The following is a 23,265-nucleotide window of genomic DNA, read 5'->3' on the forward strand; positions in this document are numbered from 1 at the left end:
CCGGTCGGCACCCGGCACCGACCGCCGGCCCCCTCCAGCGGGGAAACCGCTGGACGCGGCGGCCAGAATGACCGGGTGGAAAAGATCTTGACCCGGGGCTGGACGGTGCGGGCCGAGCCGGTCGACGGCCCGGTGGCGGGCGCCCTGCTGCGGGACTACTACACCGAGATCGTCGGCCGCTACCACCAGCGGCCGGCCACCGACGCCGAGGTGGACCAGGTGCTGGTGGAGGAGTGCAGTGCGGACCTGACCCTGCCGACCGGGCTGTTCCTGGTCGGCCGGTACGACGGCGAACCGGCCGGCTGTGTCGGCGTACGGCTGGACGCCCTGCCGTACGCCGAGGTGACCCGGGTCTTCGTCCGGCCGGGGGCGCGACGGCGCGGGGGCGGGGCGCGGCTGCTCGCCGCCGTGGAGCAGGCCGCGGCGGTGCACGGGGCGACGACGATGCGGCTGGACACCCGGCACGACCTGGTGGAGGCCCGGGCGCTGTACGCCGGGCACGGCTACCGGGAGGTGCCCGCCTACTCGACCTCGCCGTACGCCGACCACTGGTTCGAGAAGCGGCTCGGCTGACCGTCCCGGTACTGGGGGTTGACGCCGGAGCCAGAGCGCGGTAATAAAGAAGAGGACTTGAGTCACCTAGACTCAACTTAACCTTCGGCTTAGGAGAACCGAGGAGGATCGACGATGTTGATGCGTACCGACCCGTTCCGCGAGATCGACCGGATCGCCGAGCACTTCTTCGGCACCAACAGCCGCCCGGCGGTCATGCACCTGGACGCCTACCGCGACGGCGACTACTTCTACGCGGCCTTCGACCTGCCGGGCGTCGACCCGGACAGCATCGAGTGCACCGTGGAGCGCAACGTGCTCACCGTCCGGGCCGAGCGGCGCCGGCCGACCGGCGACAAGGTCGAACTCGTCGCCGCCGAACGCCCGATGGGCGTCTTCACCCGCCAGCTCTTCCTCGGCGACACGCTCGACACCGAGAAGCTGGAGGCGGGCTACGAGGCCGGGGTGCTGACGCTGCGCATTCCGGTGGCCGAGCGGGCCAAGCCGCGCCGGGTCGAGGTCACCGTCACCGGCGGCGGCCCGCGCCAGATCAACTCCTGACCGTCCGTCCAACCCCGCTCACGCGACGCGCGCCTGTCCGAGCGACACCGGACCGGCGCGCGTCGGGCGTCGAGGGGAAGTGGCCGCCCGGTGAAGAGTTCCCGGATCGCCGGGCGCGTCTGGCACGGTCCCGGGCGAATGGTCTGAAAAACTTTCTCGCGTGTCCCGATCCGCCCTGGTTCGCCGCGCGGCGACCCGACCGGTGTCGACGTCCACCCCGGCCGACTTCACCGAGGCCTGGCTGCGTAACCGTCGGCTCTCCGAGCACACCCGGGCCGCGTACCGGCGGGACATCGCCGGCTGGCTCGGCTGGTGCGCCGACCGGCAGGTCGACCCGCTCGGCGCGACGTTCCTGGACGTCAACACGTACGCCCGGGAGCTGGAGTCGAGCGTCGACCCGCGCAGCGGCCGCCCACTCACCGCCGCCACGGTGGCCCGGAAACTCTCCGCGCTCTCCAGTTGGTACACGTTCCTCGGCAGGCTCGGCGCGGTGCCGGCCAACCCGGTCTCCGGCGCCGACCGGCCCCGGGTCGACCGCGACCACTCCGCGACGGTGGGGCTCAGCTCCGACGAGGTGGACGCGCTGCTCGCCGCCGCCGAGGCCGACGCCGGCCCCAACGCGCTGCGCAACCGGGTGGTGCTGGCCCTCCTCGCCGACCTGGGGCTGCGGGTCGGCGAACTCGTCTCGCTCGACCTGGCCGACCTGGGCCAGGAACGCGGGCACCGCAGCGTGCGGTTCGTCGGCAAGGGCGGCCGGGCCCGCCGTCGGGCGCTGACCCCGGGATCGGCGTACGCGGTGGACGCCTACCTGACCGCCCGCGCGGTGGTGGCGGGGCGACCGGTGGAGCAGCTCACCGGGGCACTGCTGGTGACCGCCACCGGCAACCGGCTCGACCGGCACGCCGTCTTCCGGCTGGTCCGGCGACTGGCCCGGGCGGCCGGCATCCCGGCCTGGGAACGGCTCTCCCCACACTCGCTGCGGCACGCCTTCGCCACCTCGGCCCGCGCCGAGGGGGTGCCACTGGAGGACGTGCAGGACGCGATGGGACACGCCGACCCGCGCACCACCCGGCGGTACGACCGGGACCGGCACAACCTGGACCGGGACCCCGCGTACGCGATCTGGGCCGCCCGGGCCCGCCGCCGAGGCTGACCCGACCGCGGACCCCGGGCTCCGGTCCACGACCGGTTCAGCAGAGCAGGTCCAGTTCGTGGTGCGCCTCCGCCGCGATGTCCGCGCCGCGCAGCCAGCGCCGCGCCCAGAGCCGGGCCGCCACCTCCGCCGTCTCGTCGCCGCCGGCCGCCTGCTCCACCAGCAGGGCGGTGGCCAGCGCGTACGCCATCCGCAGCGCCAGCCCGCGCGCCCCGGCCAGTACCCCGACCGCCTCCGGGGTCACCTCGGCGAGCGAGTCGCGCAGCTCGGCGATGGTGTCGGCGAGCGCGTCGGCCAGCGCCGGGTGCAGCCGCCGGGCGGTGTCGGTGGCGGCGTCCAGCCGGGCCAGCAGCGGGGTGGCGGCGTCCTCCCGCAGCACCGCCCGGAGCACGTCCAGCGCGAGCACGTTGGTGGTGCCCTCCCAGATCGGCAGCACCTGGGCGTCGCGCAGCAGCCGGGGAATCCCGGTGTCCTCGACGTATCCGGCGCCGCCGAAACACTCGACGTACTCGCTCGCCGAGGAGACCGCCAGCCGTCCGGTGGCGAGTTTGGCCAGCGGCGCCACGATCCGCAGTTCGGCGGCGGCGGCCGGATCCGAGCCGACCTCGACCCGGCCGAGCAGCGCGAACGCGTGTCCGGCGAGTACGAACGCCCCGGCCGCGTCCACCGCCAGGGTGCCGAGGGTGGCCCGGTGCAGAGGCGAGGTGATCAACCGTCCGCCGGCCACCTGCCGGGCGTCGGCGTACGCCCGGACGTACCCGAGTCCCCGCCGCATGCCGGCCGCGGCCGCCGCCGCGTTGTGCAGCCGGGTCACCACGACCAGGGTCATCGCCCGGCTCAGACCCGGCCCGGACGGGTCACCGAGCGGCCAGGCGTACGCGTCGCGCAGCCCGATCTCGGCGGTCGGCAGCGCCCGGGTGCCGAGCTTGTCCTTGAGCCGGTGCACGGTGATCCCCGGCGCCGGGGCGTCCGGGTCGACACCCGGCCCGGCCAGCGGCGAGTCGGCGGCGTAGCGGGGCACCAGGAACGGCACCAGCACCCGGCTGCCCGCACCGGCGCCCTCCGGCCGGGCCAGCGCGACCGCCAGCTCCGCGTCGGCGGCCGAGCAGAACCACTTCTCGCCGGTGAGCCGCCAGGAGCCGTCGGCGGCGGGCCGGCCGCTGGTGGTCGACCCGGCCAGGTCGGAGCCGCCCTGCGACTCGGTCATCCACTGCCCGCTGCTGACCGCGACGGCCGGGTCGGTGGCGGTGAGCCGGGGCAGCCAGGTGTCCCGCAGCGCCGGATCGACCTCCGGGCGGGCGAGCAGCGCGGCGGTACCGTCGCTCATCGCCACCGGGCAGGAGAAGGTCGCCGACTCCGGGCCGTACAGGTGCAGCAGGGCGTGTTGGACGACCCGGGCCGCCGCTCCCCAGGTGCTCCGGGCCGACGCCAGGTAGGGGAGCGCCACCACGGCGTGCCGGGCCGCCGCCGTGCGCTGGGCCTGCCAGCCGGCGGAGGTCTCGATCCGGTCGATCCGGGCGCCCCACGGGCCGTAGCGGACCAGGGTCGGTGGGTGCGCCTCGGCGTCGGCGTGCGCGGCCCGCAGTGGTCCGGTGACGTCGGTGGCGAGCGCGGCGAGCCGGTCCGCGGCGGCGGCGTGCCCGTCCGGGCCGAGCTGCCGGTCGAGCCAGGACCGCAGCAGCCGGTCGCTGAAGTACGGGTCGGCGGGCGCCGGGACCACCTGGACGTAGCGCTGCATCGTCGTCCTTGAGGGGCGAGGGCCGGCCGGTGGACCGGCGAGGCTGGCGGGGGATGGACCCGACCGTAGTCCACGGCGGGCCACCGGTGACACCGACCGGGCCGATCATGGCCGGTCGGCGGTGGAGCCGGCCGGTTCGGCACCCGCCGGACGCGGCCGCTATCTACCGTCGGTGGCATGGCCTACGAGCTGCCCGGCGGACGCGGGGCGCGGCGACCGCGCCGGCTGCGGGGGGTGCTGTCGGTGGTCGCGGCCGGCCTCTTCGTCTGCTGTGTGGGCGCGGCCGGTCTCGGAGCGTGGAACTACCAGCACGTCCGGCAGTCCTCCGGCGCGGCCCGGGACGCGGCGGAGGCGTTCCTCCAGGACGTGACCAGCGGCGACGCGGGCGGCGCCTACGACCGGCTCTGCGTCGACACCCGGGAGCGGTGGAGCCGGGAGGAGTTCGAACGGCGACTCTCCGTACCACCGACGATCACCCGGTACGCCGTCGACGACGTCACCGTCGCCAGCGACCAGGGTCAGCTCCGGGCGACCGCGACGGCGGAGCTGACCCGCCGCTCCGGCGTGGTGGACCGGCGGGAGATGCCGATGGTCAAGGACGGCGACCAGTGGCGGGTCTGCGGCGACCCGTTCTGACCTCGTGCGGAGCCGGAGGTCAGCGGTTGCGGGCCAGGTCGCCGGAGCGGAAGTGCCGCCGGCAGAGCACCTGGTAGCGCACCTCGGCCGCCTCGACGGTGTCCCCGATGACCACCTGCTCGCCCTGCCGGACCACCGCGCCGCCGACCACCCGCGCGTTGAGCTGCCCCGGACGTCCGCACCAGCAGAGCACCTCGACCTGGATCCGGGACACCTCGTCGGCGAGTTCGAACAGCCGCTGCGCCGCCGGGAACAGACAGGACCGGAAGTCGCTGGCCAGGCCGAACGCGAAGACGTCCACGTCGTAGCAGTCGACCAGTTCCGCCATCTGCTCCACGTGCCGCACCGTGTAGAAGCACGCCTCGTCGCAGATCAGATAGTCGAGCCGGTCACCCTCGGCCCAGCGGCTCCTGACCAGCTCACACAGGTCCAGGTCGTCGGTGACCTCGATCGCCTCGTGCGCCAGGCCGATCCGGGTGGTGATCTGCGGCCCGAGGGAACGGTCGATCCTGGTCAGCACCAGCCCACGCCGGCCCTGCCGGGCATGGTTGTAGTTCATCTGCAACGCCATGGTCGACTTGCCACAGTCCATCGGTCCCCAGAAGAACTTGAGCGCGGCGCCCTGACGCAGCCGGCCGTCGCCGGCGGCGGCACACGCCTGGGCGAGCGCCGATTCGTCGCCGGCGAGAGGGGTACGGCTGGTGCGGCTGTCGTCGGTCACGCTCGGGGAGCCTAGGCCACCAGGCGTTTCGGGTTCGACCCGCCGTGTCGTTGACCACTTCGGTCCGGTTGAGCGTGCACGCGACTCAGCCCGGACCGGGATCCCCGTCCGGCCGCCGCCCGGTGAGCCGGGCCCGCTCGTCCGCCGGCAGCGCCGGCAGGAGATGCCGCTCGACGAGATCACGCAACCCGGCGGCGAGGGCCCGATCGCCCTGCACCAGGTCCCGCAACCGGCGCTGCCAGCCGTGCGCGAGCACGCGCTCCAGGTCGTGGTCACCGGCCTGGCGGGCGGCGAGCACCTCGGCGCGTACCTCGGTCAGGTCGGTGGCGACGTCGTCCGCCTCCGCCGGCCGGACACCCCGCCAGAACGCCACCGCCTCGGCCCGGGCCGCCGGCCAGCCGGCACCGGCCATCGCGCCGACCAGCGCCGTACCGGCCGTCACCTCGATCGGCTCCATCCCGCGCCTCCTGCCCACATGCCGCCCCGGGCCCACCCTAGGACAGATCGTCCGGCGGGGTGGGGCGGTGCTCGGTGCCGGTCGGCCAGCCGGTGCGGGCCCACGCTCCAGGCGAGCAGGCGACGACCGCCCGGGCCACCGACACCGTCCCGGCCGAGGGTGCCGCCGACGGTCGCCAGCGCCCGGGCCGACTGCACGCCCGGGTAGCCGAGGCCGAGCCTGACCTCGGCCTCGGCGGCATCGCTGTCGGGGCCGGGCTGTCCCTGCTGCTCGTTGGATCAGAGGCGTTCCGGCGGGGTGTTGCCGGCGGCGACGATCGCCCGCCGGATCGGCACCGCCGCCAGCAGCACGAACCCGATCACGAAGAACGCCAGCAGCGAGATGATCGCCACCCGGTAGCTCTCGGTCAGCCCGTACGCCAGCCCGAACAGCAGCGGGCCGAGCCAGCTCGTGCCCTTGTCGGAGATCTCGTAGAGCCCGAAGTACTCGGCCTCCTTGCCCTTCGGGATCAACTGGCTGAACAGCGACCGGCTCAGCGCCTGGCTGCCGCCGAGCACGATGCCGATCCCGCCGCCGAGCAGCACGAACGGCAGCGCCTGGTTCGCCGGCAGCCGGAACGCGACCGCCAGCACCACCGTCCAGAGCACCAGGCTGATCAGGATCGTCTTCCAGGCGCCGATCCGCTTCGCCAGCGCGCCCATGCCGAGCGCGCCGAAGAAGGCGAGGAACTGCACCATCAGGATGGTCGGCACCAGGACGTCGTCGGAGAGCTTGAGTTCCTCGGTGCCGTAGACCGCCGACAGCGAGATCACCGTCTGGATGCCGTCGTTGTAGACCAGGTAGGCGACCAGGAAGAACAACGTCAACGGGTACGCCTTCAGGCTGCGCAGCGTGTGCCAGAGCTGACGGAACCCGTCGAGGAGTACCGGCCCCTGCGCCGGGCCGGCGACCGGCGGCCGGTTACGCAGCCGGATCAGCGGGATGGTGGTGAACGCCGCCCACCAGATGCCGGCCGACACCATGCTGTACCGGGCGACCTCGCCGGTGTCCATCCCGAGCGAGTCCTTGAACAGCACCGCCGCCACGTTGATCGCCAGCAGCAGCCCGCCGCCGATGTAGCCGATCGCCCAGCCGATGCTGGAGACGCTGTCGCGTTCCTCCGGGCCGGCGATCTGGGGCAGGAACGAGTAGTAGACGACGATGCTCGCCCCGTAGGAGATGTTGGCGACCAGGAACAGCCCGGCGCCGAGGAGGTAGCGGTCGCCGGTCAGGAAGAGCAGGCCGACGGTGGCCGCCGAGCCGATGTAGGCGAAGAGGGCCAGCATCTCCTTCTTCCGCGGCGACCGGTCGGCGACGGCGCCGACCAGCGGCAGCACGAAGACGGTCAGGAAGACCGACAGCGACACCATGTACGGGAAGAGCGAGCCGGGCGCGATGTCGATACCGAGCAGGCTGATCCGCCCGCCCCGGCACGGGTCGTCGGAGGCGCAGCCGGCGGCCGCCTTCGCGATCGAGGTCAGGTACGGGCCGAGGAAGACGGTGATCACCGTCGTGTTGAACGCCGAGTTCGCCCAGTCGTAGAAGTACCAGCCGACCCGCTCGTGCCGGGTGCTGGGTGGCGCGTCCGGCGCCGTCGCGGGGATGGTCTCGGCCATGTCGGTCCTTCGGTATCGGGATCGGGCGGCGAATCGGGGTCGGGCGGCCTGGTCCGGCCGACCTACCGATCGGACGGCCAGTGGCCACGGCTCAGGTACGCCTCGCGCAGCACGTCGACGTGATCGGTCATGATGCCATCCACACCGAGGTCGAGTAACTCGTTCATCTCGGTGATGTCGTCGATGGTCCAGACGTGCACCTGGAGGCCGAGCCGGTGCACGTAGTCGACGAACCGCCGATCGACCACCCTGATCCCCCGGTAGCGGACCGGCACCTGGGCGGCGACCACCGTCGGCGGCAGCACCAGCCGGCGGTTGGCCAGCGAGGCGAGCCGTACCCGGGCCACCCCGCGCATCCCGAGCGAGGTGGCGACCTTCGGCCCGGCCAGGATCCGCAGCCGGGCCAGCCGGGTGTCGCTGAACGAGGCGAGCAGCACCCGGTCACCGGCGCCGGCCGCCTCGACGGCACGCACGGTCGGCACCACCGCGCCGTCGGCCTTCACGTCGACGTTGAACCGGATCTGCGGCCATGCCCCGAGTACGTCGTCGAGCCGGGGCACCGCCGCCGCCCCGCCGACCCGGATCGTCCGCAGGTCCGCCCAGCGCAGCTCGGCGATCCGGCCGGGTTCCCCGGTCATCCGGTGCAGTGTCGCGTCGTGGAAGACCACCGGCACCTCGTCGGCGGTGGCGTGTACGTCGGTCTCGACGTACCGGTAGCCGAGCCGGACCGCCCGGGCGAACGCCTCGGTGGTGTTCTCGTCGCCGCGCGCGGCGCCGCCCCGGTGCGCGAACGCCAGCGGCGTCGGCGCGTCGAGATAGCCGAAGTCCCGGATCACGGTGCGAGTATGCCCGGCCGGGTTGGCCGTCCGGTGACCGGTCGGCGGCACCTTTCCCCGATCGACGGGAACTCTTCCGGCGGCGACGCGGCGGGCGGTCGAGCTGGGGTTCAGTAGGGTGCTCGCCATGCGGCTGCTCGCCATCGACTTCGGTACCTCCAACACCGTCGCCGTGGTACGGGGCGTCGACGGCCGGGGCCGGCCGCTGCTCTTCGACGGCACCCCGCTGCTGCCGTCGGCGGTCTGCCTCGACCTGAACGGCGCGCCGCTCACCGGCCGGGACGCGGTCCGGGCGGCCCGGCTCGACCCGGCCCGGTTCGAGCCGGCGCCGAAACGGCGGATCGACGACGGGACGGTGCTGCTCGGCGACCGGGAGGTACCGGTCGCCGAGCTGGTCGGCGCGGTGCTGCGGCGGGTCCGGGTCGAGGCGGACCGGCAGCTCGGCGGGGTCGACGAGGTCCGGCTCACCCATCCGGTCCGGTGGGGCGAACGGCGTCGTGGCGTGCTGGTCGCCGCCGCCCGCGCCGCCGGGCTGCCGCCGCCCCGGCTGGTCGCCGAGCCGGTCGCGGCGGCGGCCCACTATCCGGCGGTACTCGGCACCGCCGTGCCACCCGGCCGGGCGCTGGCCGTCTACGACCTGGGCGGCGGCACCTTCGACACCGCCGTGGTCCGCCGCACCGCCGCCGGGTTCGACGTGCTGGCCGAGTCGGGCCTGACCGACCTGGGCGGGCTCGACTTCGACCAGGCCCTGGTCGAGCAGATCGGCCGGGACCACGCCGCCGGCCGGACCGAACAGTGGCACGGCCTGCTGAGCCCGGTCGACCCGCACCAGCGCCGGGCCCGGGAACTCCTCTACGACGACGTGCGGGCGGCGAAGGAACTGCTGTCCCGGGCCGCCAGTGCGCAACTGCACCTGCCGGCGCTGGACCTGCGGGCACACCTGACCCGGGAGGAGCTGGAGTCGCTGATCCGCCGGCAGCTCCAGCAGACCGTCGACTGCCTGGCCCGGACGATCGCCGACGCCCGGCTGGACCCGGCTGACCTGGTCGGGATCTTCCTGGTCGGCGGCTCCAGCCGGATCCCGCTGGCCGCCCGGCTGATCCACGCCGAGCTGGGCGTCGCCCCGACCACCCTGGAACAGCCGGAGACGGCGGTGGCCGAGGGCGCCCTCCGGCTCGACGACCCGCCCGCCGGCCCCGCCCACCGCCCGGTGCCGGCCGGAGGCGACGTCGGGGTGCCGCTCCGGGCCCGGGCCGCGATCCCGGTCCCGGCCCGGGCCGGGGTGCGGCCGGTCGACCCGGCCGGCCGGTTCTGGACCGGCACGGCCGGGCTGGTCTGGACCGGGACGCTGGCCCTGCTGGTGGTCGCCGCGCTCGTCGTACTGGTCGCGGTCGTCACCGCCGGGCCCGGCTGACCGGGGTCAGGCCGGAGACTCGGTACGGTCGGCGGCCCACCGGGTGTGGAAGCTGCCCTCGGCGTCCACCCGCTGGTAGGTGTGCGCCCCGAAGTTGTCCCGCAGGCCCTGGATCAGCGCGGCCGGCAGCCGGTCCCGCCGCAGGCCGTCGTAGTAGGACAGCGAGGAGCCGAAGGCGGGGGCCGGCACGCCGGCCTGCGCCGCGTAGCTGACCACCCGCCGCCAACTGGCGACACTGTCGGCGACCCCCTGCACGAAGTACGGCGCCACCAGCAGGGTCGGCAACTGCGGGTCGGCGTCGTACGCCTCCCGGATGCGGTTGAGGAACCGGGCCCGGATGATGCAGCCGCCCCGCCAGATGGTGGCCAGCGCCGCCGGGTCGATGTCCCAGCCGTACTCCTGGCTGCCGGCCCGGATCTGGTCGAAGCCCTGCGCGTACGCGACGATCTTCGACGCGTAGAGCGCCTTGCGGACGTCCTCCACGAACGCGTCCCGGTCCACCTCGTCGGTCGGCGCCTCGCCACCCGCGTCGGCGTACGCCCGGGCGGCGGCCTCCCGCTGGTCGGCGTGCCCGGAGAGCGACCGGGCGAACGTCGCCTCGGCGATTCCGGTGATCGGCACGCCGAGGTCGAGCGCGCTCTGCACCGTCCACCGGCCGGTGCCCTTCTGCTCGGCCCGGTCCTGCACGATGTCGACGAACGCCTTGCCGGTGCGGGCGTCGACGTGCCCGAGCACGTCGGCGGTGATCTCGATCAGGAACGACTCCAGGTCGCCCTCGTTCCACCCGGCGAAGATCTTGCCGATCTCGGCCGGTGTCGCACCCAGCCGCTCCCGCAGCAGGTCGTACGCCTCGGCGATGAGCTGCATGTCGGCGTACTCGATGCCGTTGTGCACCATCTTCACGAAGTGCCCGGCGCCGTCCGGCCCGATGTGGGCGCAGCACGGCACCCCGTCGACCTGGGCGGCGATCGACTCGAAGATCGGCCCGAGCTTCCGGTACGCCTCCACCGAACCGCCGGGCATGATGCTCGGCCCGAGCAGCGCACCCTCCTCGCCACCGGAAACCCCGGTGCCGACGAAGTGCAGCCCGTGCTCGCGCAGCGTCTCCTCCCGGCGCCGGGTGTCGGCGAAGTGCGCGTTGCCGCAGTCGATGACGATGTCGTCGGGTTCGAGCAACGGGATCAACTCGTCGATGACGGCGTCGGTGGGACCGCCCGCCTTCACCATCACGATCACGGCCCGGGGCCGCTCCAACGAGGCGACGAAGTCGGCCAGCGACTCGCTCGGCACGAACGTGCCCTCGTCCCCGTGCTCGGCGACCAGGCTCCGGGTCCGCTCCGGCGACCGGTTGTGCACCGCCACCCGGTGACCGTGCCGGGCCAGGTTGCGGGCCAGGTTGCGGCCCATCACCGCCAGCCCGGTGACCCCGATCTGGGCCGTGGCGCCGGTGCCGCCACTCGTCGTCTCCGCCATCCGCTGCTCACTTCCGTCTGGGCCTGAAAGGTTCGGCCGGTTGCCACATCCGTGCCGGCGTCGGAGCAGCGCGCGGGAGCCCGCAGCAGGGCGGAAGGCCCGGTGTTCCTCAGCGCTCCTCCGGCAACCAGAACCGGGCAAGCGTACTCGTCGCCGGGTCGTCGGAGGCGGCCAGCGCCGCCCACGGGTCACCGTCGGCCGGTAACTCCGCGCCGGCGTACCCGGCCAGCTCGTCCGCCTCGACGGTCCCGGTGTCCGGCTCGGACGGCGGCGCCACCACCGGGTCGACGGGCTGGCCGAGCAGGGCGGGATCGGCCCACGGAAAGCCGTCGACCGGCTCCGGCGGTGCGCCGAGGTCCGGCAGTTCGGTCGACTCCCACCAGGCCGGCCCGGTGTCGGCGTACGGGTCGAGGTCCGGGTCGGCGCCGACCGGCGGGTCCGCCGCGCCGAAGCCGACCTCGGCGGGTACCTCCGGAGAGCCGTCCGGCCCGAACCCCGACTCCTCCGCCGGGTACGGGTCCGCCTCGGCGTACGGGTCGGTGGTCGAGGCGGTCGGCAGGTCGTCGTAGCCGAGCGGCACCGCCGGGTCGGCGGGCTCCCCGGGCAGTTCGCCGGGATCGGGGTCGGCGGCCCCGAACCCCTCGACCGGGAAACCGTCGTCGGGCTGCTCCGCGGCCAGGTCGCCGAAGTCGTCGCCCTCCGGGCCGCCGAACTCCGGCTCGTCGGCGGACCAGCCGCCCCAGTGGTCAGTCATGTTCCCGCCCTCGTGCGTCGGTGCCGGCGGCCGGGGCCAGCGCCCGGGCCCGCCCCAGCACCTCGTCGACCTGCTTGACCCGGGCCCGGACCGTCTCCCGCTGCGCCTGCGTCGCGGCGCGGCGCCGGGCCCGTACGGCGGTGTCCTCGGCCGCCGCCGCGTCGATCTCGGCGATCCGCTCATCGAGCTGCCGCAGCCGGCGCTCGATCGCGTCGTCGAGGGCGAGGGTCAGCGCGTACTGCAGGTCGGTGAAGCGGTGGGTGATCTCGTCCGACAGTGCCGCCCGGGCGTCGGCGACCACCTCCCGCAGCCAGGTCCGGGCCTGCTGCCGGTCGGTCTGCACGCGGCGCCGGTACAGGATGAAGCCACCGGCGGCGAGCCCCAGGCCGAGCCCGGCGAACGGGATCAGCAGGCTGCCGCCGACCAGCGCACCCGCGCCGAGCGCGGAGGCACCGGCCATCGCGCCCCGGCCGGCCAGGAACGCCATCGACCCGGCCGACATCGCGATCATCATGTTGTCCGGGCCGCCACCGGACCGGCGCGGCTTGCTGGCCAGCGCGTGCCGCAGGGTCGCGTTGAGCCGCCCCAGCACGAACCGCAGCTCGTCGGGTTGGAACACCTCGGCGAGCACCCGCTCGCCGACCTGCCGGAACCGCAGCTCCAGATCGTCGGAGAGCCGCACCGACAGCGCGTGCAGCGCCTCGTCGACCTGCTGCGGCAGCCCCTTGAGGTCCTCGCCGCGGGCCTTGTCGATCCGGTTCAGGAACTCCTCCTGGAGGGCGCCGGCATAGCCGCGGAGCAGTCCGGTCGCCTCGACCCGGGCCCGCTGCGTCTCGGTGCTCAACGCCAGCGACCACTGCCGCGACTCGGTACGCTTCCGCGCCGCCAGCGCCGCCCGATCCTGCTTGATCCGAACCAGGTCCGCCGGATCGGGGTCGGCGGCCCGCAGCCGGTCGCCGAGTTCCAGGTCGTACCGGACCAGCTCGCTGCGGACCGTGCGCAGCAGGTTCGCCTGCCGCAGCAGGTGCCCCCGGCCGGCCACCCCGATCAGGGCGTGCTGCAACTGCGCGATCCGGGACTCCCGGAGCAGCTCACCGGCCGCCTCCGCCGGCATCGTCCGGGCCAGCTCGGCCAGCCGGGCCGAGACCGGGAACCACGACGCGCCGCCGAACCGGGGGGCGTGGGCCTGCAACTGGGCCCGGTTGTCGGCCAGGATCGTCCGCCAGCCCGGGTACGCGTCGGTCTTGGTCAACGCGAAGACCACCAGGTTGACCCGCTTGCTCGCCTCGACCAGGAAGTCGAGTTCCGGCTGCGCGAACGGGGCGGCGGCATCGACCACGAAGAGCAGCGCGGTGGCCCGGGCCGCCGCGTCCAGGGCGATCTCGGCGTGCGCCGGGTCGAGCCCGCCGGTGCCCGGGGTGTCGACCAGGCTCAGGTACTGCAACAGCGGCGCCGGATGCGTCACCTCGATGTGCCGGGGCGGACGCTGGTCGTCCGGCAGCCGCCCCAGCGGGGTGGCCCAGTCCCGCAGGTCGGCGACGCCCAGCGGCAGCGGCTCGGGACGGCCCGGCAGGAAGGCCCGGGCACCGGCCTCGGCGCCCGGCACGAACTCCAGATAGCAGCAGGTGGCGACCGCGACGTCGACCGGCGACAGCCCGGGCACCCCGACCAGCGCGTTGACCAGGGAACTCTTCCCGCGTTTCGTCTCGCCGACCACGACGATCGAGGGACGGGTCACCACCTGGCGGCGCAGCGTGTCGACCTCGGCGGCGGCGTCCGGGGCGACCTTGCGCAGGTACGCCAGCCCGCTGTCGACCGCCCCGGTCAACGCCGCGCCGAGCGCCGCCTCCGGGTTGGCGCCACCGCCGCGCTGGGCCGGCGCGGCATCCGCCCCGGTGCTGGTACGGCCGGTGGTCATCGCAGGCTCCCCTCGGCGCGTACCCGCTGGGAGAGCAGGAAGAAGCCCCGGTGCGCCACCTGCGCCACCCGGGACTGCGCCGGGCTCGCCCCGGCGACCGCGTACACCCGCCACCGGGTGGCCGCCTCCAGCGCGGCCCGGGCCAACTGCTCCGGTGCGGCGGCCGGCAGGCTCAGGATCCAGCGCGGGTCGGTGGAGAGCGCCAGCCGGGTCAGCTCCTGCTCCATCGGCTCCGGCAGCTCCACCGAGCCGGAACTGACCAGCTGGGCCACCTCCAGCAGCCGCAGGCGGTGGTACTCCGGCTGTTGCAGCACCTGCTCGATCGCGTCCCGCAGCAGCTCCCGGTCCTCGGGCCGGGGAGCGTGGCTGGCCAGCTTCTCCAGGGTGGCGAGCCCCCAACCGGCCTTGATCGCGTCGGTACGCCACCGGAACGCCTGGTCGAGGGTGTTGCGCAGCCGGGGGAAGCCGGACGCGGCGAAGAGCAGGCGTACCAGGTCACCGCTGGACAACTGCGGCTCGGCGGCGAACTGGGCGATGGCGAAGCCGATGCCGTACAGGTCGAGCAGCCGCAGCAGCCGCTCCCGCTGCTGCCCGGGCACCGGACAGTCCCGGGACGTGAACAGGTCGACCGAGGCGAGCAGTACCGCCCGTTCCGCGGCCGGCAGCCGGGCGATCGTCCGCAGCGCCTCGCAGTCGGCGGCGGTGAGCCGACCGGCCTCGGTCGTCTCGGCCAGCAGCCCGACGATCGGCACCACCTCGGAGACGACCCGACGCAGTACCCCGGTCTGGTCGGCGGCGAGCGGGCCGGCCACCGGCCACGGGTCGGCCGCGCCGCCGACCAGCTTGTCCACCTTGTTGAACAGGCCGAGCGAGTTGATCGGGTTGCTGGCCAGCCGGGCCGAGACCGACCGGAACGCCTCCAGCGCCGCCAGGTCGTCGTCCCGGACCGACTGGGTGAAGACGTAGACGATCGCCTCGGCACCGGCGATCGCCCCGGCCGAGTCGTCGTCGATGTTGTCGTCGAACGGCGCGGTCGCGGCCTCGAACAGGAACCGGCGGGCACCGGCGCTGACCGAGGTGTTCGTCGAGGCGAGACCGGGGGTGTCCAGCACGGTCAGGTCCCGCAGGTGGTCGCTGGTCAGCGTGACGTCGACGTAGGAGATCTCGGCGCGCGGCACGCCGAGCCGCTGCGGGATCATACCGGCGTCGTCGAGCGGCAGGCTGAGCCGGCTGCCGTCCCGGCGTACCACGTCGACCCGGTCGGCGGTGCCGTAGCGGAACTGGGTGACGATCCGGGTGCACTCGCCGACCTCGGTCGGCGCCACCCGTCGGCCGATCAGCGCGTTGACCAGCGTCGACTTGCCGGCCTTGAGCCGGCCGGCGATCGCCACCCGCAGCGGCTCGTCGAGCCGGCGGCGTACCCCCGACACCTGGGCTCCGGTAGCGGCACCGAGTCGCGGACCGACCTCGTCACAGAGGCCGGCGACCCGGGCGCTGAGCGGACCTGCTCCCATCGCTCGTCAGCCGGCGGTGCGGTCGGCGACAATGGCAGCAACCCGGTGGTGGAGCACGCTCATCTCGTCTGCTGTCCTTCCGACACGACGGCGGGGGGCGGGCTGCCCCTGCCGGACATCACACTACGAATATCCTGCCGGCGCAGGATCCCATGTTCGTGCCACCGTCTTCCACGGTGGTGCGGCGTCGACCCGGGCGGGGGAGGGCCAGTGCGGCAAGCGTCGGTCGGTGACCTGCCCGACCAGTTCCGCCCCGCCGACCTGCCCGGCGACGGGTCCGCCGGCGATCCGGCACCGGACGTCGTCGCGGTCGGCTCCGCCCTGCTCGCCACCCCCGGCCTGGTGGTGCTGCACAGTGGACCCGGCGGCGGGCGCAGCACCGCGCTGCACCGGCTCGGCGCCGCGTTCCGGGGACCCGTCTTCGCCGGTGGCGGCCTGGCCAGCCTGCCCGGCGAACCGGCGTTCGCGCTGACCCGCGCCGTCCGGGTCCGGCTGCCCGGGCACGATCCCGCACTGCTCGCCGAGGCGGTCCGATCCCGGGTACGCGCCGGCCTGCTGCTCCTCGACGACCTCCAGTGGGTCGATCCGGCCACCCTCGCCGCCCTGGTACCGCTGGCCAGGCACTGCCGGGTCGCGGTCGCGCTGCGTACCCCGCACCGGCTGCCGCCGCCCGCGGTGGCGGCGTTGCGGTCCGTCGCGGCCGGCTGGCTCGCGGTGCCGCCGCTGACCGTGGACGCGGCGACCGCGCTGGCCGGACGGATCGCCCCCGGGCTCGGCCCGTCGACCGTCGCCGACGTGGTCCGGCAGGCCGGCGGCACACCGCTGGCGGTGGTGACCCTGGCCCGCCAGGCGGCCGCCCGACGGGCGACCGGAACACACCGACCCGACACCCCCGGGCAGCGGCGTCCGGAGCCGGTGCCGGCGGACCGCGACGCCGACCAGGTCGGCTACGCGGTGGCGGCGGCGCTGGCCGACCTGACCCGGCCGGCCCGCACCACGCTGGCCGCACTCGGGCTGCTCGGCCGGCCGGCACCGGCGGGCCTGCTCGGCGCCGGGGTCGACGAACTGGACGCCGCCGGCCTGGTCACCGTCGAGCGGGACGCGGTCGCCCCGGTGTCGCCGTACGTCGCCGAGGTCGCCGCCGGGCTGCTCGACGAGACCGGCCGGCGGGCGCTGCACCGGCGCCTCGCCGACCTCGTACCGCCGGTCGAGGCGGTCCGGCACCTGGCGGCGGCCGGTGACGGCGCAGCGGCGTACCGCCGGGCACTGGCCGTCGCCGCCACCACCGACACCGCCGGTACCCGCGCCGAACTGCTGCTGCTGGCCTGCGCGCTGCCCGGCGTCGAGCCGGACCCGGCGGTACGGGTCGACGCCGCCCGGGCCGCGCTCGCCTGCGGCCGCCCCCGGGCGGCGGCCCGGGCGCTGACCACCGGCACCCCGCTCGGGGTCGACCCGGACCTGTTGCGGGCGGAGGCGCTGGTCCAGCTCGGCGACCTGACCGGCGCCCGGTCGGCGGTGGCCCGGATACCGGACTCGGCCACGCCGGAGCAGCTCGCCGCCCGGGACCGGATCGTGCTCCTCGCCCAACTCGGCGCCGACCCGGCCGAGGCGACCCGGTCGGCGGCCCGGATCACCGCCGTGCACGGCCCGGAGCCGGCGCACCCGGGCCTGCGGGCCGCGCTGGCGGCGGTACGCGCCGCGAACCGTGCCCCGGGCTGGGAGTCGGCGCTCGCCTCGGCCGCCGCCGAGGCGGGTGCGGCCGGTGATCCGCTCTCCGCCCGCTGGAGTGCCTGGCTGCTGGTCGAGACGCTGCTCGCCGACGGCCGGCTCGCCGAGGCGGGACAGGCCGCCGAGGCGGCCGAAGACGCCTGCGCGGCCGACCTCGCCTACAGCTGGCAGACCCGTTTCCTGGCCGCCCGGCTCTGGTGCGCGGCGCTACGCGGCGGGCCACCCGCCCTCGACCCCCACGGCACCCTCGACCGCGACGGCGCCCTCGACCCGGATGGTGCTCGCGACTCCGGCAACGTCCTGGGCCCGGACGGCGCCCTCGGCCCGACTGGCGCTCTCGGCCCGGGCGCGGCGCTCGACGCCGGCAACGCCGTCAACCCGACCGGCGCCCTCGGCTCGGACAGGGCGCTCGACGCCGACGAGGCGCTGCGGCGGGCCGGTGACCTGACCGACCGGACCCTGCCCGCCCCGGCCCGGGGCTACGCGGTGGCCGCCGCCAGCCTGATCGAGGCCGACGGTGGGCTGCTCGGCCCGGCCCGGTCCCGGCTGGCCACCACCACCGGCGGCTCCGCCGGCACCGACGCGCTGCTCGACTGGGTCGGCCGGGAGGCGGCCTGGCTCGACGGCCAGCCGGACCGGGCCGCCGGGCGGTCCTCCGGCGGCCCGCCGCTGATCGACGGGCTGCGGCAGATCACCGCACGCTGGGCGGCCTACGACGGCGCGGAGGCAGAATCCGCTTCGGTTCTGCCCGACGGTGCGGTGACGGCGGTGCCGCCCGAGCCGGTGCCGGTGTGGCAGACACTCGCTGCCTGGGACACCCCGGGCGGTGACCCGGCCGGCTTCACCCGGGCCGCGAACGGCTGGCGGGACGTGGCGGTCCGCGAGGAGGTGCGCTGCCTGCTCGCCGCCGGCCTGCACGAGCCGGACCCGTCCCGGAGCGTCCCGCTGCTGCTGACCGCCGAGGAGCGCGCCGAACGGGCCGGACTGGTCGTGCTGCTCGGCCGGATCCGCCGGGCGCTGCGCCGGCACGCCGTACGGCGGGAGGTCCGGGGCGCCCGGGCGGACGGCGACCTCACCGACCGGGAGCGGGAGGTACTCCGGCTGGTGGCGGCCGGTGAACCGACCCGACGCATCGCCGGCCAACTGGGTATATCCGCTGAGACGGTGGAGACCCACGTCCGGTCCGGGATGCGCAAGCTGGGCGCCCGTACCCGTACCGAGGCCGCGGCCCTCGCCTTGGAGGCGCTGTGACTGGTGCTGTGGAGGTGCAGCGATGACCGATCCGCCGCGCTACGTCGTACCGTCGGCGACCGACGCGACCACGGTGCTGCGCCGACTGGCCCGGGACGGGTGGTCGACCCGGGAGGGGTTCGCGGTCGCCGAGCCCGGCTGGGACCTGGCCGCCGCCCGGCTGGTGCTCTTCGGCCGGGTACCGGATGCCGAGACGGTCCGGCTGGCGGTGCTGGCCGCCGCCCGTGGTGCCGGTGTGGTGGCCATCGTGGACCCGGCCGGTGAGGTCGGCCGGGCACTCGTCGACGACCTGAGCCGGCTCGGCCCGGTGCACCGGGATCCGGACGAGGCGCCGGAGTCCGACACCGAGTCGGTGCTGAGCCGGCTGATTCCCGAGCAGCGGGCACTGCTGGAGCGGCTCGCCGACGGCGAGACGATCGCCGCCGCCGCGGCGGCGGAGTTCCTGTCGCTGCGCACCGCCAACCGGCGGATCGCGCAGGCCCGTGAGGCGCTCGGGGTGCGCACCACCCGGGAGGCGGTCCTCGCCTACCTGCGGCAGCGCCGCTCCGGCTGACCGACGCAGCAGGCACTTTCCGGGGTCGACGCGGCGGCGCGGTCAGACCACGTACGAGGCGATGGTGCGCGCACAGTCGAGAGACTCGGTACGGCCGGAGTCGACCTCGACGTCGTAGCGGACGCCCCGGTGCACGATCTCGGCCTGCGACACCGCCATCCCGATCACGCGGTCCCCGCGTGCGATCTCCCGGCCCGCCGCCACGTCCGCCGCGCAGCGCACCCCGACCCAGAGCACGTCGAGGTCCGTCAGGTAACCACGGGTGCGCTCCTGGGAGGCGGCGCCGCCGAGGAACACCTCGTCGAGGATGATCCGCGCTCCGGCGCGCGCCATCGCGGCGATGCCGACCAGCCAGGCGTGCTGCAACTCGTCGAAGTCCTCGCCGACGATGACCTCGCCCTCGGGGCCGAAGGTCAGCCCGGAGGGGGAGTTCAGCATGGCCGGTGGCAGCCGGTCGATCAGGTCGTCCACGCCGAAGCTGATCCACGGGCGCGGCAGTATGTGCTTGAGGCACCGGGCGATCGCCGACTTCCCCGAGCTGGAGCCGCCGTTGAGCACGATGACCTGTGTCGTCACTTGATCGTTCGCCTTCCCCGGGAGATCCGCTCCACCCTGCGCGGACCTGCGGGGGTGGCGGTCCGAGACAGCGTAGTGCCGCTCGTCGGAATCGGATCGGATCCGCCGGTCGGGGCGGTCGCGAGCGAGGCTCAGTTGCCGGGTGCGGCGCCGGGGTCGCTGCGGCGATGCTGGCGGCGAGTCTCGGTCGGCCGGGTCGGGTCGACGTAGCGGGGCAGGTCGGGTTCGTCGGGGCGCAGCGGGACCAGCGCGACGGTGAGCGCCTCGATGATCGCCTCGGTGGCCCGGGCGGCGGCGCCGGGGCTGGCCGGGTCGATCCGGGTCAGGTCGACGGGTGGGCCGAAGTGCACCCGGATCACCGGACGGCGGAGCATCGCCCGGCCGACCGCCCGGAGCATCCCGGCCGGTGCGGCGTACGGCAGTACCTCGTGCGCGCCCCACTGGGCGACCGGTACCACGGTGGCGCCGCTGGCGAAGGCGAGCCGGGCGGTGCCGGTCTTGCCCCGCTCGGGCCACATGCCGGGGTCGAGTCCCATCCGCCCCTCCGGGTAGACCAGCACCACCGAGCCCTGGGTGACGGCGGCCGCCGCGTGTTCCAGGGCGAGCCCGACGGTCGGGGTGCGCCGGTCGACCCGGATGTGTCCGCTGGCCCGCATCGCGGAGCCGACGATCGGGGCCCGGAACACCCCGCCGGTGGCCATGATCCGGGGCGCGATCCGGCGTACCCGGCAGGCGGCGGTCAGCACGACCGGGTCGAACGGGTTGATGTGGTTGGCGGCCAGGATCAGCGGCCCGTGCCGTAGCTCCTCCGGCACGTCGCCGGTGACCCGGAGCCGGGCGAGCAGCCCGACGACGCCCCGGGCGAGCACCTGGAGGAAGAGCCAGAAGCGGGGGGCGCGCCAGGGTGCGGCGGTGGTGGTGGTCTCCATCAGCGGTCGATCGTCGCACGCGCCGGCCGCCGGGGAGGCCCGGGGCGGGGTGTGCTGGGCACCGGACCCCGATGCCGGCCGGTGACGTGATCGACCTCCCAGCGCCACCGTCTACGACGACAGGTAGTATTTACTACGTCCGGTAGTAAACCTGGGGGGTCAACCGTGGACGCGCTCGACGTCGCCCGGTGGCAGTTCGGTGTCACCACCGTCTACCACTTCCTCTTCGTACCGCTGACCATCGGGCTGTCGGTGCTCGTGGCGATCCTGCAAACCCGCTGGCACCGCACCGGGGAGCCGCGCTACCTGCGACTGACCAAGTTCTACGGCAAGCTCTTCCTGATCAACTTCGCGATGGGCGTGGTCACCGGCATCGTGCAGGAGTTCCAGTTCGGGATGAACTGGAGCGACTACTCCCGCTTCGTCGGCGACGTCTTCGGCGCCCCGCTGGCGATCGAGGCACTGCTCGCCTTCTTCCTCGAATCCACCTTCCTCGGCCTGTGGATCTTCGGCTGGGACCGGCTGCCCCGCCGGATCCACCTCGCCACCATCTGGGCCGCCGCGATCGGCTCGACGCTGAGCGCGTACTTCATCCTGGCCGCGAACTCGTGGATGCAGAACCCGGTCGGCTACCGGATCAACCCCGACACCGGCCGCGCCGAACTCACCGACATCGTCGCCGTACTCACCAACAAGGTCACCCTGGTCACCTTCCCGCACACCCTCGCCGGCTGCTTCCTGGTCGCCGGGGCGCTGATGGTCTCGATCGCCCTCTGGCACCTGCGCCGCCCGACCGGCACGACCGCCGACGAGAACCCGGCAGCGGGGGAGGACCGGGCCGCGTTCCGGTTCGCCGCCCGGTTCGGCTCCTGGGTCACCCTCGTCGCCGCCGTCGCCGTCGTGATCAGCGGCGACCTGCAAGGCAAGATCATGACGCAGGTACAGCCGATGAAGATGGCCGCCGCCGAGGCGCTCTACACCACCGAGGCGCCCGCCTCGTTCTCCGTACTCACCGTCGGCAGCCTGGACGGCAGCCGGGAACTCTTCGCGATCAAGATCCCGTACCTGCTCTCGGTGCTCGGCACCGGCGACCCGAACGGCCAGGTCATGGGCATCAACGACCTCCAGGCCCAGTACGTCGCCCAGTACGGCCCCGGCAGCTACACCCCGATCATCCCGGTCACCTACTGGAGCTTCCGATTCATGATCGGCTTCGGGCTGGCCGCCGCCGCGATCGCACTCTGGGTGCTCTGGGCGCAGCGCCGCGGCCGTACCCCGAACTCCCGCTGGCTGGTCCGGGCCGGCCTGGTCATGCCGGTCCTGCCGCTCGCCGCGAACTGCTTCGGCTGGATCTTCACCGAGATGGGCCGGCAGCCGTGGGTCGTCTTCGGCGAGATGCTCACCCGCGACGGCGTCTCCCGCAGCGTCTCCCTGGCCGAGGTACTCACCTCGTTCACCGCCTTCACCCTGGTCTACGCCACCCTCGCGATCGTCGAGGTCAAGCTGCTGATCCGGTACGCCCGGGCCGGCCTGCCGGACACCGCACCACCGGCCGAACCCGAACCCGACGCCGACGACGAGGACCGCCCGCTCGCCTTCGCCTACTGACCCCACCGGCCCCTGCTGATCCCCACCGGCCCCCGGCCCGGCCCACCCCGCCGGCGCCGGTATCCCGACCACGACCGATCCGACCGGAGTCCACGATGGACCTGCCCACCTTCTGGTTCCTGCTCATCACCGTGCTGTTCGTCGGCTACTTCATCCTGGAGGGCTTCGACTTCGGCGTCGGCATCCTGCTGCCCGTCCTCGGTCGCGACGACCGGGAACGCCGGGTGCTGATCAACACCATCGGGCCGGTCTGGGACGGCAACGAGGTCTGGCTGATCACCGCCGCCGGAGCCCTCTTCGCCGCCTTCCCCGGCTGGTACGCCAGCCTCTTCTCCGGCCTCTACCTGCCGCTGCTGCTCGTCCTGCTCGCCCTGATCTTCCGGGGCGTCGCCTTCGAGTACCGGCACAAGCGCCCCGAGGCCGGCTGGAAGGCCCGCTGGGATCTCGCCATCTTCCTCGGCTCCCTGATCCCCGCCGCGATCTGGGGAGTCGTCCTCGGCAACCTGCTGCGCGGCGTACCACTCGACGCGCGACACGACTACACCGGCGGACTGCTCGACCTGCTCAACCCGTACGCCCTGCTCGGCGGGGCGACCACGACGGGGCTCTTCGTCACGCACGGCGCCGTCTTCCTCGCGCTGAAGACCAGCGGCGAGATCCGCACCCGGGCCGGCCGGCTCGCCGCCCGGGCCGCCGCCACGACCGCCGCCCTCACCGCCGCGTTCCTGGCCGTCGGCCTGACCATCCGGCACACCCCGGCCGCCGTCGGCCTCGCCGTGGCCGCCGCGCTCGCCCTGGCCGGCACCCTGGCCGCGACCCGGGTACGCCGGGAGGGCTGGGCCTTCGTCGGCACCGCCGCCGCGATCGGGCTGACCGTCGCCACCCTCTTCGCGGCACTCTTCCCGAACGTGCTGCCCTCCACCACCGACCCGGCCGGCACCCTCACCATCGACAACGCCGCCTCCAGCCCCTACACCCTGAAGGTGATGACCTGGGTGGCCGCCTTCTTCACCCCCGTCGTCCTCGCCTACCAGGGCTGGACCTACTGGGTGTTCCGCAAGCGGATCGGAGTCGCCAACATCCCACGCTGACCTCCTCCCCGTCGCGAAGGCCACCGCCACGCTGCCCCCGCAAGTTGAGACTTCCCCCGCGCCCCGGCCCGTGCCGGGCGGGAAAAGTCTCATAAAGGACTTCAATGAAACAATTGAAGCGAAAGACTCGCGCAGGGCAGCGCCCTC

The 23,265-nt window shown here is 74.4% G+C and carries 20 protein-coding genes; 9 read left to right on the forward strand and 11 right to left on the reverse strand.

Translation table 11 applies throughout. The annotated features are described in order from the left end of the window. Window positions 1–75 precede the first annotated feature (75 nt). From C6361_RS03545 to C6361_RS03555, 3 genes are all read left to right on the forward strand, one after another. Window positions 76–573, forward strand: coding sequence for a GNAT family N-acetyltransferase (locus C6361_RS03545; RefSeq protein ID WP_234359301.1), 498 nt, complete (start codon window positions 76–78; stop codon window positions 571–573). A gap of 114 nt (window positions 574–687) precedes the next feature. After that, entirely contained in the window at window positions 688–1,113 is a 426-nt protein-coding gene (locus C6361_RS03550; protein ID WP_107266738.1) for an Hsp20/alpha crystallin family protein, read from the forward strand. 160 nt (window positions 1,114–1,273) lie between these two features. Continuing rightward, complete coding sequence (locus C6361_RS03555) at window positions 1,274–2,266, forward strand: tyrosine-type recombinase/integrase (RefSeq protein ID WP_107266739.1); 993 nt, start codon at window positions 1,274–1,276, stop codon at window positions 2,264–2,266. Between the two features lie 37 nt (window positions 2,267–2,303). Here the strand turns inward: C6361_RS03555 and C6361_RS03560 are convergent, their stop codons facing one another. Continuing rightward, on the reverse strand, window positions 2,304–4,004 hold the full coding sequence (locus tag C6361_RS03560) for an acyl-CoA dehydrogenase family protein (RefSeq protein ID WP_107266740.1): 1,701 nt from the start codon (window positions 4,002–4,004) through the stop codon (window positions 2,304–2,306). 177 nt (window positions 4,005–4,181) lie between these two features. Here C6361_RS03560 and C6361_RS03565 point away from each other — a divergent pair, with 177 nt between their 5' ends. Further along, window positions 4,182–4,640, forward strand: coding sequence for a DUF4878 domain-containing protein (locus C6361_RS03565; RefSeq protein ID WP_107255781.1), 459 nt, complete (start codon window positions 4,182–4,184; stop codon window positions 4,638–4,640). 19 nt (window positions 4,641–4,659) lie between these two features. Here C6361_RS03565 and C6361_RS03570 read toward each other — a convergent pair whose 3' ends face one another. From C6361_RS03570 to C6361_RS03585, 4 genes are all read right to left on the reverse strand, one after another. Then, on the reverse strand, window positions 4,660–5,271 hold the full coding sequence (locus C6361_RS03570) for a thymidine kinase (protein WP_234359735.1): 612 nt from the start codon (window positions 5,269–5,271) through the stop codon (window positions 4,660–4,662). A gap of 175 nt (window positions 5,272–5,446) precedes the next feature. Beyond that, the gene (locus C6361_RS03575) at window positions 5,447–5,818 is read right to left on the reverse strand and encodes a hypothetical protein (RefSeq protein ID WP_107266741.1); all 372 of its coding nucleotides are present in this window, start codon (window positions 5,816–5,818) and stop codon (window positions 5,447–5,449) included. Window positions 5,819–6,096: 278 nt separating this feature from the next. After that, on the reverse strand, window positions 6,097–7,473 hold the full coding sequence (locus tag C6361_RS03580) for an MFS transporter (RefSeq protein WP_107255783.1): 1,377 nt from the start codon (window positions 7,471–7,473) through the stop codon (window positions 6,097–6,099). Window positions 7,474–7,535: 62 nt separating this feature from the next. Then, window positions 7,536–8,309, reverse strand: a complete 774-nt coding sequence (locus tag C6361_RS03585) for a glycerophosphodiester phosphodiesterase (RefSeq protein WP_234359302.1) — start codon at window positions 8,307–8,309, stop codon at window positions 7,536–7,538. Between the two features lie 127 nt (window positions 8,310–8,436). Here C6361_RS03585 and C6361_RS03590 point away from each other — a divergent pair, with 127 nt between their 5' ends. Next, window positions 8,437–9,723, forward strand: coding sequence for an Hsp70 family protein (locus tag C6361_RS03590; protein WP_107266742.1), 1,287 nt, complete (start codon window positions 8,437–8,439; stop codon window positions 9,721–9,723). Between the two features lie 6 nt (window positions 9,724–9,729). Here C6361_RS03590 and gndA read toward each other — a convergent pair whose 3' ends face one another. The 4 genes from gndA to C6361_RS03610 all read right to left on the reverse strand — a co-directional run bounded on the left by gndA (window position 9,730) and on the right by C6361_RS03610 (window position 15,382). Next, complete coding sequence (gndA, locus tag C6361_RS03595) at window positions 9,730–11,196, reverse strand: NADP-dependent phosphogluconate dehydrogenase (protein WP_107266743.1); 1,467 nt, start codon at window positions 11,194–11,196, stop codon at window positions 9,730–9,732. Window positions 11,197–11,305: 109 nt separating this feature from the next. Continuing rightward, on the reverse strand, window positions 11,306–11,950 hold the full coding sequence (locus C6361_RS03600) for a hypothetical protein (protein WP_107266744.1): 645 nt from the start codon (window positions 11,948–11,950) through the stop codon (window positions 11,306–11,308). Next, window positions 11,943–13,868 carry a dynamin family protein gene (locus C6361_RS03605; protein WP_107266745.1) on the reverse strand — a complete coding sequence of 642 codons (1,926 nt, stop codon included), beginning with the start codon at window positions 13,866–13,868 and terminating at the stop codon, window positions 11,943–11,945. The genes C6361_RS03600 and C6361_RS03605 overlap by 8 nt, the downstream gene beginning before the upstream one ends. After that, window positions 13,865–15,382, reverse strand: a complete 1,518-nt coding sequence (locus tag C6361_RS03610) for a dynamin family protein (protein ID WP_107255788.1) — start codon at window positions 15,380–15,382, stop codon at window positions 13,865–13,867. Before C6361_RS03610 ends, C6361_RS03605 begins: the two co-directional genes overlap by 4 nt. A 210-nt stretch (window positions 15,383–15,592) precedes the next feature. Here C6361_RS03610 and C6361_RS03615 point away from each other — a divergent pair, with 210 nt between their 5' ends. Continuing rightward, on the forward strand, window positions 15,593–18,361 hold the full coding sequence (locus C6361_RS03615; protein ID WP_234359303.1) for a LuxR C-terminal-related transcriptional regulator: 2,769 nt from the start codon (window positions 15,593–15,595) through the stop codon (window positions 18,359–18,361). 22 nt (window positions 18,362–18,383) lie between these two features. Beyond that, complete coding sequence (locus C6361_RS03620) at window positions 18,384–18,914, forward strand: LuxR family transcriptional regulator (protein WP_107255789.1); 531 nt, start codon at window positions 18,384–18,386, stop codon at window positions 18,912–18,914. Window positions 18,915–18,956: 42 nt separating this feature from the next. On the opposite strand, the gene cpt is transcribed toward C6361_RS03620, so the two are convergent. Both cpt and C6361_RS03630 read right to left on the reverse strand, forming a co-directional pair. Then, window positions 18,957–19,490: a chloramphenicol phosphotransferase CPT gene (gene cpt, locus C6361_RS03625; RefSeq protein WP_107266746.1), complete on the reverse strand. Its 534-nt coding sequence runs from the start codon at window positions 19,488–19,490 to the stop codon at window positions 18,957–18,959. A 131-nt stretch (window positions 19,491–19,621) separates the two neighbouring features. Continuing rightward, window positions 19,622–20,419, reverse strand: a complete 798-nt coding sequence (locus C6361_RS03630; RefSeq protein WP_107266747.1) for a 1-acyl-sn-glycerol-3-phosphate acyltransferase — start codon at window positions 20,417–20,419, stop codon at window positions 19,622–19,624. A 165-nt stretch (window positions 20,420–20,584) separates the two neighbouring features. On the opposite strand from C6361_RS03630, the gene C6361_RS03635 reads away from it, so the two are divergent. Together C6361_RS03635 and cydB are read left to right on the forward strand one after the other, a co-directional pair. After that, complete coding sequence (locus C6361_RS03635; protein ID WP_107266748.1) at window positions 20,585–22,027, forward strand: cytochrome ubiquinol oxidase subunit I; 1,443 nt, start codon at window positions 20,585–20,587, stop codon at window positions 22,025–22,027. Window positions 22,028–22,122: 95 nt separating this feature from the next. Then, window positions 22,123–23,118 (forward strand): cytochrome d ubiquinol oxidase subunit II, encoded by a 996-nt coding sequence (gene cydB, locus C6361_RS03640; protein ID WP_107266749.1) that lies wholly within the window; start codon window positions 22,123–22,125, stop codon window positions 23,116–23,118. Window positions 23,119–23,265: the final 147 nt, after the last annotated feature.

The organism is Plantactinospora sp. BC1 (assembly GCF_003030345.1).
Taxonomy (GTDB): domain Bacteria; phylum Actinomycetota; class Actinomycetes; order Mycobacteriales; family Micromonosporaceae; genus Plantactinospora.

What these genes read in the sequence shown, in the direction of transcription:
- C6361_RS03550 (WP_107266738.1), top strand. Translation starts at nt 688, where the DNA reads ATGTTGATGCGTACCGACCCGTTCCGCGAGATCGACCGGATCGCCGAG.
- C6361_RS03560 (WP_107266740.1), bottom strand. Translation starts at nt 4,004, where the DNA reads ATGCAGCGCTACGTCCAGGTGGTCCCGGCGCCCGCCGACCCGTACTTC.
- cydB (WP_107266749.1), top strand. Translation starts at nt 22,123, where the DNA reads ATGGACCTGCCCACCTTCTGGTTCCTGCTCATCACCGTGCTGTTCGTC.
- C6361_RS03610 (WP_107255788.1), bottom strand. Translation starts at nt 15,382, where the DNA reads ATGGGAGCAGGTCCGCTCAGCGCCCGGGTCGCCGGCCTCTGTGACGAG.
- C6361_RS03600 (WP_107266744.1), bottom strand. Translation starts at nt 11,950, where the DNA reads ATGACTGACCACTGGGGCGGCTGGTCCGCCGACGAGCCGGAGTTCGGC.
- C6361_RS03590 (WP_107266742.1), top strand. Translation starts at nt 8,437, where the DNA reads ATGCGGCTGCTCGCCATCGACTTCGGTACCTCCAACACCGTCGCCGTG.
- C6361_RS03580 (WP_107255783.1), bottom strand. Translation starts at nt 7,473, where the DNA reads ATGGCCGAGACCATCCCCGCGACGGCGCCGGACGCGCCACCCAGCACC.
- C6361_RS03630 (WP_107266747.1), bottom strand. Translation starts at nt 20,419, where the DNA reads ATGGAGACCACCACCACCGCCGCACCCTGGCGCGCCCCCCGCTTCTGG.
- C6361_RS03620 (WP_107255789.1), top strand. Translation starts at nt 18,384, where the DNA reads ATGACCGATCCGCCGCGCTACGTCGTACCGTCGGCGACCGACGCGACC.
- C6361_RS03605 (WP_107266745.1), bottom strand. Translation starts at nt 13,868, where the DNA reads ATGACCACCGGCCGTACCAGCACCGGGGCGGATGCCGCGCCGGCCCAG.
- gndA (WP_107266743.1), bottom strand. Translation starts at nt 11,196, where the DNA reads ATGGCGGAGACGACGAGTGGCGGCACCGGCGCCACGGCCCAGATCGGG.
- C6361_RS03565 (WP_107255781.1), top strand. Translation starts at nt 4,182, where the DNA reads ATGGCCTACGAGCTGCCCGGCGGACGCGGGGCGCGGCGACCGCGCCGG.
- C6361_RS03575 (WP_107266741.1), bottom strand. Translation starts at nt 5,818, where the DNA reads ATGGAGCCGATCGAGGTGACGGCCGGTACGGCGCTGGTCGGCGCGATG.